General features: G+C 71.0%; 9 protein-coding genes. 4 read left to right on the forward strand and 5 right to left on the reverse strand.

Annotated features, from left to right (window positions below):
- Positions 1-2 precede the first annotated feature (2 nt).
- A complete protein-coding gene (locus CP982_RS02185) occupies positions 3-956 on the reverse strand; it encodes an SDR family oxidoreductase (RefSeq protein WP_150508881.1) in 954 nt (317 codons plus the stop codon).
- A 467-nt stretch (positions 957-1,423) separates the two neighbouring features.
- Between CP982_RS02185 and CP982_RS02190 the strand changes: the two genes are divergently transcribed.
- Positions 1,424-2,119 carry a VTT domain-containing protein gene (locus tag CP982_RS02190; RefSeq protein ID WP_150508882.1) on the forward strand — a complete coding sequence of 232 codons (696 nt, stop codon included), beginning with the start codon at positions 1,424-1,426 and terminating at the stop codon, positions 2,117-2,119.
- A gap of 139 nt (positions 2,120-2,258) precedes the next feature.
- On the opposite strand, the gene CP982_RS02195 is transcribed toward CP982_RS02190, so the two are convergent.
- Positions 2,259-2,996: a hypothetical protein gene (locus tag CP982_RS02195; RefSeq protein ID WP_150508883.1), complete on the reverse strand. Its 738-nt coding sequence runs from the start codon at positions 2,994-2,996 to the stop codon at positions 2,259-2,261.
- A gap of 711 nt (positions 2,997-3,707) precedes the next feature.
- Between CP982_RS02195 and CP982_RS02210 the strand changes: the two genes are divergently transcribed.
- Both CP982_RS02210 and CP982_RS02215 read left to right on the forward strand, forming a co-directional pair.
- The gene (locus CP982_RS02210; RefSeq protein WP_212669172.1) at positions 3,708-4,889 is read left to right on the forward strand and encodes a serine hydrolase domain-containing protein; all 1,182 of its coding nucleotides are present in this window, start codon (positions 3,708-3,710) and stop codon (positions 4,887-4,889) included.
- A 286-nt stretch (positions 4,890-5,175) separates the two neighbouring features.
- The gene (locus CP982_RS02215) at positions 5,176-11,178 is read left to right on the forward strand and encodes a non-ribosomal peptide synthetase (RefSeq protein ID WP_150508885.1); all 6,003 of its coding nucleotides are present in this window, start codon (positions 5,176-5,178) and stop codon (positions 11,176-11,178) included.
- 64 nt (positions 11,179-11,242) lie between these two features.
- On the opposite strand, the gene CP982_RS42370 is transcribed toward CP982_RS02215, so the two are convergent.
- A complete protein-coding gene (locus CP982_RS42370; protein WP_229879240.1) occupies positions 11,243-11,386 on the reverse strand; it encodes a hypothetical protein in 144 nt (47 codons plus the stop codon).
- 556 nt (positions 11,387-11,942) lie between these two features.
- Here CP982_RS42370 and CP982_RS02225 point away from each other — a divergent pair.
- Entirely contained in the window at positions 11,943-12,488 is a 546-nt protein-coding gene (locus tag CP982_RS02225; RefSeq protein ID WP_150508886.1) for a hypothetical protein, read from the forward strand.
- Positions 12,489-12,600: 112 nt separating this feature from the next.
- Here the strand turns inward: CP982_RS02225 and CP982_RS02230 are convergent, their stop codons facing one another.
- Entirely contained in the window at positions 12,601-12,810 is a 210-nt protein-coding gene (locus CP982_RS02230; protein ID WP_229879256.1) for a hypothetical protein, read from the reverse strand.
- Positions 12,811-12,815: 5 nt separating this feature from the next.
- Positions 12,816-13,766 (reverse strand): MerR family transcriptional regulator, encoded by a 951-nt coding sequence (locus CP982_RS02235; RefSeq protein WP_150508887.1) that lies wholly within the window; start codon positions 13,764-13,766, stop codon positions 12,816-12,818.
- Between the last annotated feature and the right edge of the window lie 46 nt (positions 13,767-13,812).

Here is a 13,812-nt window from a genome sequence, read left to right on the forward strand (position 1 = left end):
GGTCAACGGTAGTCGGCGGGGTCGGGGTGCTGCCCGGTCCGCATGACCTCGGCGAAGTAGCGGGCCGGGTCGGGGGCCGAGCCGTCCACGTCGGTGATGCCGTACTCCCGGGCCAGGCCGCCCGCGGACACGGAGCGGCCGTTGAAGCGGGCCACGTCGGGGTCGGTGGCCAGCGCGGCCAGGACCCGTGCGACGAAGGCGGGGGTCTCGGACATTGCGAAGTCCGGGCTGGTGGCGCAGGCGTCGCGCCAGTTCTCCTCGGTGACACCGAACTTCTCCAGGACCGCCTCGGTGCGCATGAAGCCCGGAGCGAGCGCGAGCGCCGTGCAGCCGTACTCCTCGCCTTCCTGGGCCAGCGCCTTGACCATCCGGAACGGCGCGTACTTGGCCAGGTCGAAGAAGAAGGGCTCGCGGTAGTGAGCGTGGTTGAGCTCCTCGGTCCCGTCCGTGATCTCCACGACCAGGCCGCCGGGCCGCCGGATCATCAGCGGCAGGGCGTAGTGGCTGGTGACGAAGTGGGACTCGACGCCCAGGCGCAGCATGCGCCGCCCCTTGTCGAGGTCGTGTTCCCACATCCTGACCTTCTTGCCGTACTCGACGAGATGGTCGCCGCCCCAGATCACGTTGACGAGGATGTCGAGGCGCCCGTGGTCGCGCTCGATCCGGGCCACCAACTCCCGCACCTGTGCGTCCTGGAGGTGGTCGACCATGACGGCGATTCCCTCACCTCCGGCCGCGGTGACCAGGTCAGCGGTCTGCTCGACCGTCTCGGCCGGACGCCCCGTCTCGCTCACCGCGCCACGGGCGGTGCGGCCGGTGACATAGACGGTGGCCCCGGCCCGGCCCAGTTCGACGGCCATCGCCCGGCCTCCGCCGCGGGTCGCCCCCGCGACCAGCGCGACCTTCCCGGACAGCGCCGCCCCTCCGCCTGCGCTTGGCTCCTTCTCCGCATTCATGGCGACAACTCCTCATTTGCCTTGATGTGACGTGAACGGAGCATATGGTCGCTATAGGCCAGATCACGTCCTATTCCGCACGCCTTCCGCGCCTGGGGCGACGAGGCCCGCACTGAATCGGGAGCAAGGGTCGCGCCACCATCGACTCATTCTAGTACATACGTACAGCCTATGCAGGCGCAAGGATCGCCCATGCCCCGCACGGGCCAGCTTCCGGAGTACTCACCCACAGGGCACTCCCCCGGCTTGCAGTCGGCCGCCAGGACGCGCCTCTCCTCTAGATCCCCTGATGTGGCACCTAGGCAGCCATGCCATACGTCGGCATCAAGCCCTCGCCCGGCCCGCCGTGAGCCGATGCCATCAGGTGCATTGCGAGCGGCAAAACAATGGTACAAACGTCTCGTAACTTGATCCAGCAGCTAGAGTCGCCGCGCGATACACCGCCAGACCGAGGAGAGTCCGCAACCTTGAACACGCTTGCGCTGGGGCCCGAGTGGCTGTCCGCGGACCACTTGATCGCACAGTTCGGCCTGGCCGGCATCCTGGTCATCGTCTTCGCCGAATCCGGGCTGTTCGCGTTCCTGCCCGGTGACTCACTCCTGTTCACCGCAGGGCTGCTCGTCGCGGACGGCACCCGCATCACCCAGCCGCTGTGGCTGGTCTGCACCCTGATCGTGGCCGCCGCGATCCTCGGCGACCAAGTCGGCTACCTCATCGGCAAGTTCGTCGGACCGAAGCTCTTCAACCGGCCTCACTCCAGGCTCTTCAAGCGCGAGAACCTCGACAGCGCCCACGAGTTCATGGACAAACACGGACCGAAGGCCATCGTGCTCGCCCGCTTCGTGCCCATCGTCCGGACGTTCGCGCCCATGGTCGCGGGCGCGGGGTCGATGACGTACCGCACCTTCCTGACGTACAACGTCGTCGGCGGCGCGGCCTGGGGCGCGGGCGTCACCGCCGCGGGCTACTGGCTCGGCCAGATCGCCTTCATCAAGGAGCACGTCGAAGGCATCATCGTCGGCATCGTGCTGATCTCCGTCGCCCCCGTAGCACTTGAAGTCCTCAGGGCGCGCGGTAAGTCCGGATCCGTCGCCGGACCCCGCGCCCGAAGGAGCGGCCACACCACGACTCAACACGGCCGCCACGCGAAACGCAGCAGATGACCGGGCAGGCCACGGCCGCCCCAGAACCCATGACCGGACCACCAGCCCGGGAGGAAGGCCCGAGAGACAGAGCCCCTCGGGCACGTCGCGAAAACCTCGGGCGGTAGGCGTGGCGGTGCTGGGGCTGCCGCGGTCGCCTCTACTGGGGTCGCATCAGGTACAGGTCTTCACCCCATGCGTCCAGCACCGGTCCGTGCCCGGCCCGCCGGGCCGCCGCCTCGACCTGGGCGAAGAGACGACGCTGTGTGGTCACGTCGCCCGCGCCTGAGATGTGGTCCGCAGCGTCGAGCAGCAACCCGGTGTCCCAGCCGGGCAGCGGGAATCGGGCAAGCTCCCATTCCAGATACTTGTTGTAGGGGCGGGGACGCCGGTCCAGGGCGAAGAGCAGCTCCAGCAGGAACCGGATGCTGTCGGCGGCGTCGAGTCGGGCCGCGAGGGCATGTCCGTCGCGGTCGTTCTTGACCGAGCGGTAGAGGGAGTTGGCGTAGGCATCGAGCCACTCGCTCGCCGCCCGGAAGGCTTCACCGGCGCCGAGCCGCGCCTTGCTGGTCAGGATCTGGGCGATGACTCCGTCGAGCCGGTCGAACACGACCTTGGCGCGGGCAAGGGCGTACCGCTCGAAGCCGGGCATTCCCGCGGCGCGGAACTCGACGAGGGAGAGGACGACGAGGTCGAGTTCTGGGGTGCGGTGTCCTGTGAACCGGGTGAGGTCCGTCTTCGCACCATCGGCGAGGACGACGTACAGGTCGTGGTCGGAGTACTCAGTGGTCATGCCCTCGTGGGCCCGGGATCCTTTGAGGACAAGGCCGACGACAGCTGAATCAGCGGCGGCGAGTTCGACAAACGCATCGTAGGCGAGGGGCTCATGAGCAGTCATTGCGTGATCTCCACTGTTGTGGTGCTGGATATGCCAGCCGGGCGGCCCCGCTCATCAGGGTCGCCCGCACCGTCTGCGGCGACGCTTGGTCACCGCTCGGAAGATCAACGCACAGGCGGACTCTACCGCCCGGCCCGCTGAGCGGTCTCGCATTGCGCCGCCTCATGGACGGCAGGTGCGCGGTCGGTGTTGAGTCCCCCGAAAACCCGGTCACAGCCATTCGTTGATGACCGCGATGTGGACGGTGGCCTCGTAGCGGACGGCAAGTTCGTCGTACCTCGTGGCGACGGCCCGGTGTCTCTTGAGTCGGTTGATGCCGCACTCAGTCCGCCGCGGGAGCGTCCGAGCGCATGGTCGGCCGGCTCGGTGGCGACTCCGCCGGGCGGCTCCTTCTGCAGGGCCCCCCTTTCGCCGCCCCGGCAGCGTGCTGATGAGCCCGGCGGCCCGCCTTCGCACGGGGGCAATCCCCACCGTCAAGTAGGTGGCGTGCTCCAGTGACCCGTCCGGCGTCCGTGCGCGAGGGTGACCGGCATGACGACCAGGTCGCATTTCATTCCCGCGCGTACGCGCTCTCGAACCGGCGCTGCTGAACGACTCGTTCACCGCGGAAGCCGTCTGGGCCTCGTGGCTGCGGTGTCCGTCCTGACCGTGGTCGGGTTGGGGGCCGGACCGGGGCAGGCGGTCGCGCAATCACCTACTCAAGAAGCCGCCGTGTCGGCCCACCACGGGCCCGCCACTGACAGTGGCTCCAGGGCACAGCAGCGCGACCGGCTGGCGCAGTTGGCGCGGAAGGTGGTGGCCGCCGGGGCGCCCGGCGTGATGGTGCGGGTGGACGACGGACGCGGCAAGCCGGTCGAGGTCGCCGAACAGGCGCCGTGGGCCCGGTCCGAGCACCGGCTTCGGCTGAGCGATGAGTTCCGGATGGGCTCCAACACCAAGACCATGATGGCCACCCTCGTCCTGCAACTGACCGCCGAGGGCAAGCTCGCGCTGACCGACCCGGTGGACAAGTGGCTGCCGGGCCAGGTGCCGGGCGGCCACGCGATCACGCTGCGGATGCTGCTCAACCACACCAGCGGCCTGGCCGACTACACCGAGGACCCCGCGCTCCTGCCGTCCATCCTGGGCAAGGACCAACGGCGGTGGACCTCGGAGCGACTCCTCGCCGTGGGCGTACGCCACGATCCCCTCTTCGCCCCCGGCGCCAAGTGGTCGTACAGCAACACGAACTACGCCGCCGTGGGTGCCGTCCTGGAAAATGCCACTGGCAACAGCCTGGCCGAGCTGGTCCGCGACCGGATCGCCCGGCCGCTCGGTCTGAAGCACACGTACTACGCCGAGGACTCCACCTGGCGCGGCCCGCACGCCCGCGGCTACGAACCCGACGCGACGCACATGCCACCGGGTGTGCCGACCGAGTTCCGGGACTACGCCGGGGTCCCCCGCGCGGGGCATGTGGATGTCTCCGCCAACAGTCCTTCGTGGGGCGGGGCGGCCGGGGCGGTGGTGTCCACCGCCCGCGACTGGGACCGCTTCTCCACCGCGCTGATGTCCGGCAGGCTCCTGCCCGCCGCGCAACTGGCGCAGCTGCGCACCACCGTGCCGATCTTCCCCGACCGGCCGAAGGGGCCCGGCTACGGCCTCGGCATCGAGACCCTCACCACCGAGTGCGGCACGGTGTGGTCCCACGACGGTGGCATCCCGGGCTACCTCAGCACCCACCTCACCGACCCCACCGGCAAGCGCACGGCGAGCGTCCTCATCTCCACGGAGGCGTTCGCCGAGTTCCCGGACGCCTTCCCCGCCCTGGCCACGGCGTCCAGGGCGCTGCAGTCCGCGACGCTGTGCGCCATGTTCGGCAAGCCCGCGCCGGGTGCGGCCCGCACTGGCTGAGCGCCGCGGGGCCACCCCGTGTCTCGGTGCCAGGACACCCCTGGCGCCGCCCGCCGTCGCGGGCAGAGCGGCCATCATGGACGCGCTTCGCCGTGCCTCTGCCTGACGGGGTGCTCCGGTCGTATACCGTTCGCGGCCGTCCCCCTGTCACCGGTCCTTTCCGCCTGGACACCGTCCGGCCGCCTTCCCTTAACTGCACGACGGGCGCGCTCGGAGACGGCTGCGGGCCGGAGCGGCCCTCCGTAGGCCCCGTATCTCACGTGGGCCACCACAGGTGACCAGGGGGATGGTCTCGTTGGGTTCATTAGGTGTTCCAGCTGCTCAAGAAGGATTCTGGCGGGCGAAGGAACTGGCCCCGGACATACCGAACAACAACGGCTCGCGCTGGCTTCTCGATGGGGCGGTCGACGAAGAGGCGCTGATCGCGGCGGTGCGCGAGACCTACCGCGCGTACACGGCCGCACGAGTCGACTTCCGGACTGTCGACGGCGAACTGCGGCAGGTCGTCCGGGAGGAGAGCGCGGACTCGTGGGAGCCGGCCGTGCTCGACGTGAGCGAGGCGGACGATCCGGAGAAGGCGGCCGACGCACTCGCCGCCGAGAGCGAGCGGCGGCCCTTCGACCCGGAGCACGGGGAACTGTTCCGAGCAGGCGTGATCAGGCTGTCGGACGTACGACGGGTGCTGTTTCTGAGCGCTCATCATCTGGTGGCCGACGACTACACCCTTCTACGGCTGCTGCCCGAGCGCGTCGCCGCGTGCTATCGGGCTCTGGTGGGCGGGGCTCCGCCGCCGGACGCACCGGTCGGCGGACCGGAACTGCCCGCCGGAAGCGCCCGTATCGGCTGTATCACTCGTATCACCCGTGAGGAAGCACGCCGTCGCGAGTCAACGCGATTAGCGGAGGACTCGGCCTTCTGGCGGGACTACCTCAGCGGCGCGCCCGGGCCGCTGCGCCTGCCGGGCAGGCGCACTGCGGCCGCTCCGTCCCTCATCCGCCACGTGGTTACGGTGCCACGCGCGGAGGTCGACGCCTGGCGGGCGACCGCGGGCAGCGTCGGAGTGTCCCTGGCCACGTTCATGACGACGGCGGCGGGTGTCTGCCTCCGCCACCTGGGCGGGCGACAGGACTTCACCGTCACCCTGTCGGCCTCCGGCCGCACGGATGTCACGAAGGACTTATGGGGCTCGCAGGGGAGTCTCGTGCCGCTGCGCTTCGACATACCGCTGTCCTGCACGTTCGCGGACCTCGCACGCGGGGTGTCCGAGGAGACGAGGAGCGTGCGGCGGCACAGCGCGCACCAGATCAACGACGCCCGCCGCGACACGCACCCATCGGCGAACCCGACTTCGCTGTTCAGCCCCTTCGGCACCACCCTCAACATCCTCACCTTCGTCCGGGAGCTGGACTTCGCGGGCACGACGGCACACATGCTGCCGGGTTCACCGATGGGCCCGGTCGACGAGCTGCGATGCACCCTGCATTTCGACGGGCGGCCCGCCAGTGACCTGTACGTGTGCGTGGACGCCAACACCGCCGCGTACACCGCGGACGACATCCGGAACCTGTCCGACCGGCTGGTCGCCGTGCTGCGTGCCGCGGCGGCCTCTCCGGACGTGCCGCTCGGGCGGCTCACCGTCGCGCCGGGCGGCGAACGGGACACGGGCTGGACGATCGCGGCGGACGCGGAAGGGCTGGCTCCGGAGCTGGACGCGGACATGCCCGCCCTGGCCCCGATCGAGGTCAACTCCTACGTCCTGGACAGCGCACAGGGCCCGCAGCTCGTCGCCAAGCTCGACTACCCGGCCGGTCTGTTCACCCGCGAAGAGGTGCGGGAGCTGACGGACCTGTGGGCCACCGCCCTGAAGGGCCTGGCCCGCCACGCCGCCCGGCCGGGCGCGGGCGGCCTCACCCCCTCGGACGTGCCCCTGGTGACCGTCGACCAGCGCGATCTGGAGGCCTGGGAGGAGAGCCACCCCGGCCTCGTCGACGTATGGCCGCTCACCCCGGCGCAGTCCGGCATCCTCTTCCACAGTGCGGTGGCCGGGTCGTCCTTCGACGCCTACCAGGTCCAGTTCGTCCTGCACCTGTCCGGCGCCGTGGTCCCCGAACGCATGCGCGCCGCGGGTCAGGCGCTGCTCGGCCGCTACCCGAACCTGACGACCGCGTTCGTCACCGACAGCGCGGGCGAGCAGGTGCAGCTCGTCCTGGACCACGTGGAACTGCCCTGGCAGGTCGCCGACCTGCGAGGCCTCGGCGAGGAACGGCGCGCCGCCGACCTCGAGGCGCTGCTTGCGGCCGACCACGCCGCGCACTTCGACCCCGTCCGTCCACCGATGCTGCGCATGACCCTCGTCCGGATGGACGCCGAGCACAGCGAGTTGGTCCTGACCGTCAACCACGTCCTGTTCGACGGCTGGTCGCTCTCGCACCTGATGCGCGACCTGATCCTCCTCTACCAGGCCGAGGGCGACACCTCCGCGCTGCCGCGTGTACGTCCCTACCGCGACTTCCTGGCGTGGCTCGCCAGGCAGGATCACGCGGCGGCCGCGGCGGCCTGGGCCCGAGAGCTGGAGGGGGTCACGGAGCCGACCAGGCTCGCCGCCACCGAAGCGCAGGAGCAGAGCGACGGTCTGGGCGGGTTGGAGATTCCCGTCGCCGCGGCGACGTCGCACGCTCTGCACCGCCGCGCCACCGAGTTGGGCATCACCCTCAACACCCTGCTCCAAGGCGTCTGGGGTGTGATCCTCGGCCATCTGACCGGACGTGAGGACGTGGTCTTCGGCACCACGGTGGTCGGTCGGCCGCCTCAGCTCATCGAGTCGGAGAACATGGTCGGACTCTTCATCAACGTCCTTCCGGTGCGCGTGCGTTACTCCGCCCAGGAGACGCTCGCGGAGGTGCTGAGGCGGCTGCAGGAGCACCAGACCGTACTGATGGACCACCATCATCACAGCCTGAGCGAGATCCACGAGGCCGTGGGCCTGGGCACCTTGTACGACTCGATGGTGCTCCTGGAGTCCTTCCCCGTCGACCGCGAGGGTCTCACCGACGCCCACACCTCGGCGGGCGTCGCCGTCACCGGCATGCGCGTGCTCAGCGGCACCCACTACCCGCTGGCGATCGCCGGGTCCACTGACGCGAAGATGCGCCTGGGCCTGGGGGTGCAGTACCACAAGGGCGTGTTCACCGCCGAGGAGGTCGAGCGGATCGGGGCCCGGCTCGGGCGCGTCCTCCAGCAGTTCGCCGACGATCCGCACACACCGCTCACGGCCCTTGAGATCCTGGACGCGGACGAGCGCGACCTGGTCCTCAACCGGTTCAACGACACCACGACCGAGGTGCGCGGCCGGACCGTGACCGGTCTGTTCCAGGAACAGGTGGCCCGCACCCCGGACGCCGTCGCGGTGCTGTGCGACGGCGAGCGGCTGACCTACGCGCGGCTGAATGAACGCGCCAACCGGCTCGCCCGTGCCCTGGTGAGCCGGGGCATCGGGCCCGACGACACCGTGGCCGTGGCCCTGCCGCGCACGCCGGAGCTCGTGGTCGCGCTGCTCGCCGTCATCAAGGCCGGTGCCGCCTATGTGCCGGTCGACCCGAGTCACCCGAGCGCGCGTCTGACGCACGTCCTCGACACCGCGGGGCCGCGGTTGGTCCTGACCGACACCTCGACGGCCGACGTGCTCCCCGGGCAGGACGCGCCGCTGCTGCGCCTCGACCGCGCCGACGTCTCCGCGCACTCCGGCGCCGACCTTGACGACGGCGACCGCGTCCACCCCCTGCGCCCGGACCACCTGGCCTACCAGGTGTACACCTCGGGCTCGACGGGTCTGCCGAAGGGCGTGGGCATCACCCACGCCAACCTCGTCAACGCCCTGGCCGACCTGGTCCGGCACGTGGGTGTGGCGCGCGGTCGGCGGATGCTCGCCAGCACCTCGATCGGCTTCGACGTCGCCGCGTTCGAGCTGTTCTCGACCCTCACCACCGGCGGCGGCGTCGAACTCGTCCGTGACGTCCTCGCGCTGACCGAGCGCGATGCGTGGGAGGTGGACGTCGTCAGCTCGGTGCCCTCCGCGTTCACGGAGCTGGTGGACCGCCTCGGTGACCGGATGCAGCCGAAGGCGTTGGTGTTCGCCGGTGAGGCGTTGACATCGACGCTGGTGGAGCGGGTCCGGGCGCACTGGCCCGAGGCCCGCGTCGTCAACGCCTACGGCCCCAGCGAGACCTTCTACACCACGGCTCACGTCCTGGAGGCCGGGACCGATTACGCCGGGGGCGTGCCGATCGGCCGTCCGCTGGGGAACCTGCGGGCGTACGTCCTCGGCCCGGGGCTCGCCCCCATGGCGCGGGGCGCGGTGGGTGAGCTGTACATCGGCGGTGCCGGTGTGGGGCGCGGCTACCACGACCGTCCCGGCCCGACCGCGGAGCGGTTCGTGGCCGACCCCTACGGTCCGGCGGGGGCGCGCGTGTACCGCACGGGAGACCTGGCCCGCTGGGACGAGGCCGGTGACCTGGAGTACGTCGGTCGCGCCGACGCGCAGGTCAAGATCCGTGGCTTCCGGATCGAGCCGGGCGAGGTGGAGGCGGCGGTGACCGCTCACCCGGGCGTGGCCCGGGCCGCGGTGACCGCCCGCACCGGCACCTGCGGCGAGCAGTTGATCGCCTACGCCGTCCCCGCGCCGGCCACGGGTGACCTCACCACCTCGGACCTGCGGGAGTTCGTGGCGCGGAGGCTGCCGGAGTACATGGTGCCCGCGGCGTTCGTCCTGCTGCCGCGGCTGCCCCTGTCGCCCAACGGCAAGCTCGACGTCACGGCACTGCCCGAGGTCGACTTCACCTCGGCGACGCCGTACCGGGCTCCGGGCACACCGCGCGAGGAGCAGGTGTGCGCGCTGTTCGCGCAGGTCCTGGAAGCCACCGCTCGCGTCGGGCTCGACGACAACTTCTTCGACCTCGGCGGGCACTCGCTCCTGACCGTGCGGCTGCTGGCCCGGGTGGAGAACGAGTCGGGTGTGCGGGTACCGGTGCGGGACTTCTTGGCCGCGCCCACGCCCGGCGGGCTCGACGCCCTCCTGACGACGCTGGAGACGGGCGCAGCGGCGCCGGTCGACGCCCCGGTGCCCGAGAGCGAGGCACGGCTGGCGCCTTCCCTCCGCTTCCCGGCCGGTGTGCGGTTCGGGGCCCGGCCCGGCCGTGTCCTGCTCACCGGCGCCACCGGGTTCGTGGGCGCCTTCCTGCTCCGGGAGTTCCTTCAGCGGACCGACGCCGACGTCCACTGCCTCGTGCGCGCGGCGTCGCCGCAGGCCGGACGGGCGCGCCTCGACGACGTGCTGCGGTCGTACGGCATCTCCGTCGGCAGCGGTGGGCGGCGCGTGCACGTGGTGTGCGGGGACCTGGCCGATGACGGCCTCGGGCTTGACCCGGCGGTGTGGCGACGGCTGCGGGACGGCGTCGACACGATCGTCCACGCGGGCGCGTACGTCCACCATCTGTCGCCGTACGACCGCCTCAAGGCCGCGAACGTCGGTGGCACCGGGAGCCTGCTGCGGCTCATGGCCGAGGGGACGCCCAAGCGTCTCCACCACGTGTCGACGATCGGGGTCTTCGGGCGCGCCGGGACCGCGCGGCGGATCACCGAGGACTTCCCCACCACGGGGGTGCGGCACGCGGCGGCCGACGGCTACACGGCGAGCAAGTGGGTGGCCGACCGCATGGTCCAGGACGCCGCCGACCGCGGGGCCGCAGCGCGTGTGTACCGGCTCGGCCGGGTGTGGGCGGACGCCGGTCGGGGCGTCGTGAACCAGGACGACATGTTCTGCCGTCTCCTCGTCACCTGCGCCGAGCTGGGCTGCTACCCGCGGGACGCGGCGGTCGGGGCGGATCTGTTGCCCGTGGACGTGACGGCCCGCGCGCTGGTCGCGCTCGCCTTCGACGACTCCGCCGGTGCCGTGCATCACCTGCACCACGCGCGGACGACGCATCCGCGGGCGTTCATGGAGGTGTACGACGACCTGTACGGCACCCGCTCGGAACCGGTGTCCCTCGACCGCTTCCTGCACCGCCTGCACGAGGCGGGCGAGACCGGGCGTGAACTGCCGTTCCTCCCCTACCTGAGCGTGTTCCGGCAGTTCCTCGACCAGGACGCCGCCGCCGTACGCTCCGGCCGCACCACTCCGCTCGACACGAGCGACAACAGCCGTACGCTGCGCACCCTGGAGCGCCTCGGCGTGGACCTCCCCACGGTGGACCGACACATGATGACGACGTTCTGGCAGAGCCTTCCCCACTAGCGCGGCCGCTCCGGGTTCCGCCGCCCCGCGCGCGTGACGGCGGAACCCGCCGTGCCAGGTGACGTCAGTCCACGCCTTCGTCCACGAGCCCGAAGCCGTCCGGGAAGCCTTCCAGGAAGGCACGCCGGGCCGGGTCCGCCTCCGACTCGGCCATCTCCTTCAGCAGATCGGCCCACTCGTCCCGCGGTTCGCGGGACAACTCGCTCACCAAGTGCGCGACGCCCTCAAGGACCTGACCGCGTCGTCCGGATCCATCTGATCCTCCGTACAACCGTCGACGAACCACAAGACGTCGGCCAAGGCCTGGGCCAGTGCGCGCGTCAGGGACGGGTGTACGGACATCAGGATCAGGCTCCCAGCAGGTCGTCGGAGGTCTCTCCGATCCCATCACACCCCTGTGGCACGGGACTGGTTCCGGTAAGGCCCCCGGTCGGCGTCGAAGGCGGTCTCGTCGACGTCGGCACGGCACGCGCGGGTCCCACGCGAGCCCCCGCCGCCCCAGCGGCAACGCTCTTTTGTCCCGTAGCTCGAAAGCGGGCTGCCGGACAAAGCTGGGGGCGCTGGAATCCCTGGTGCACGGCCTCAGCGCCGTGTCCCGGCAAGGGGGGTGGCAGAGCCCCTTATGCGGATCATCCGCGGGCCCCTCCTTGCTTGCGTACGCCCTGCTTCCGCGATGAGGCAGGGCGTACCGGGGGCGCGGCATCACAGACCGAAGCGTCTACACAGAAAGCCAGCAGATGAATCTTCGCAAGAGCCTTACTCTCTTGACCGTCTCGATCGCCCTCGGCGGCGGCGTGGCACTGGCCGCCCCCGCGGCCCAGGCCGGTCAGCCCGCCTTCCAGGGCCAGGCCATGGACTCCGGCCTGTCCGCGTCCGAGGCCACCGAGCTGCAGAACACGATCGACGCCCTCCTGGCGAAGGACGGCGGGAAGCAGACCGCCGCCAACGAGATCAGCTACGCGGACGGCAGGCTCCTCGTGCCGCTGCCCGGCGAGAAGTACGTGCGGGAGCTGAACGGCAGCCGGGCCGAGGGCACCGCCGACACCGCCCGCCACACCTGCACCGAGAAGCGGCTGTGCGGCTACTCGGGCAGGAACTACACCGGCCAGGAACGCGAGTGGTACCGGTGCAACGTGCTCTACAAGAAGCCCAGCGCCTGGCGCAGCGGCGGCTCCTGGTACAACAACCAGACCCCGGGCCGGCAAGGCAGCTGGTACGACTACAACAAGCGGTTCCTCTCCCACACCAGGCCCGCGCCCTACGGAGCCAACGGCAACTGGGCTCCCGTGGGTTATGTCAAGGCCTGCTAGCGGCTAGTACCCGTACGCGGCCCCAGGCCGCCCCCCTGGCATGCACAGCGGGCCGCCTCCCCACCGGAGGCGGCCCGCGTCGGCGCGGGCGGGGAGCGTCACGGGGCCTCCCTCAGCCGCCCGCGGCCCGTCCCGCGACCACCGCGCCGACGAGTACGGCGACGACGTAGACGCCGACACCGACCGCGAACCTGCCCGGCAGTCGGCTCAGCAGTCCGACGCTGTCATGGTCGACGAGCTGGCGGACCGCTCCCCTGCCCCCGAGGACGACGAGTCCCACGCCGAGGGCCTGGAGCGTGTCGTACTTCAGGGAACTCCCCACGTGGCTCAAGACGTCGCCTCCACGGCGCAGGCCTCCGGCAGGGCCGTGGTGAACCAGGTGTACACGGGAGCCAGCGTCGGCGATGCGGGCCAGCCGTTGACCGTCGCCAGGAGCCGCCAGTACCGCTCGACGTGCGGATCAGCGGTCAGATGGAGGCGGGCGAGGAGCCAGCGGCGCAGATCGCCGTCACCGGCGCGCGCGAACGCGTAGCCGTAGAGGTCGCTCAGCGAGTCGGCGAGCGCCGCGGCCGAGACGGAGGCCGGGAGGACGCCGATGGCCGTGGCCTCCTCGATGCGTTCGCGCATCGCCCGGTTGAGGCCGTCGTGCAGGTCGCCGACCGCTTCCGGGGAGGGCTCCTGGGCCTGGTCCTCGGCGACGCGTCGTACCGCGGAGCGGAATTCCGTGCTCCGGCACAGTTCCGCGAGTTCGGCCCAGGCTGCGACCTGCTCGGGGGACGGGTCGTCGGGCAGCTCCGGCATGACGGACCGCATCAGGCCCGCGAACTCGGGGTTGGGCTCGCCGTCCGCGAAGACGGCGTCGATGAATTCGGCCACCAGGCGGCGCTGTTCGGCCCGGGAGAGCGTGGCGAGTCGGTGCATGAGGTCCATCTCCATGGGGGTGGGGCCGCGCTGGGCGACGGCGCGCAGGACCGCCCGGCGCACGCGCAGGGACCGGATCTGTACGTCCAGGGCGTCGGCGTGCGCATCGGCGACTTCGGAGAGGGTCGCCTCCCGGTCCAGCACCTTGCGTACGGTCGCGAGGTCGAGCCCCAGCTCGCGCAGCGTCCGGACGAGACCGAGGCGGGCGAGCGCGTCCGGGCCGTACAGCCGGTAGCCCGCCGGGCTGCGGCCGTCCGGAGGGACGATGCCCTTGTCGGAGTAAAACCGGATCGCCTTCACCGTCAGGCCGGTGCGGCGCGCCAGCTCTCCGATGGAGTAGAAGGTGTCGCTGTGCATGTCCCCAGCTTGAGGTCTCCCCCGACGGGAGACTCAAGCGGTGCGG

Source organism: Streptomyces spectabilis (assembly GCF_008704795.1).
Lineage (GTDB): Bacteria > Actinomycetota > Actinomycetes > Streptomycetales > Streptomycetaceae > Streptomyces > Streptomyces spectabilis.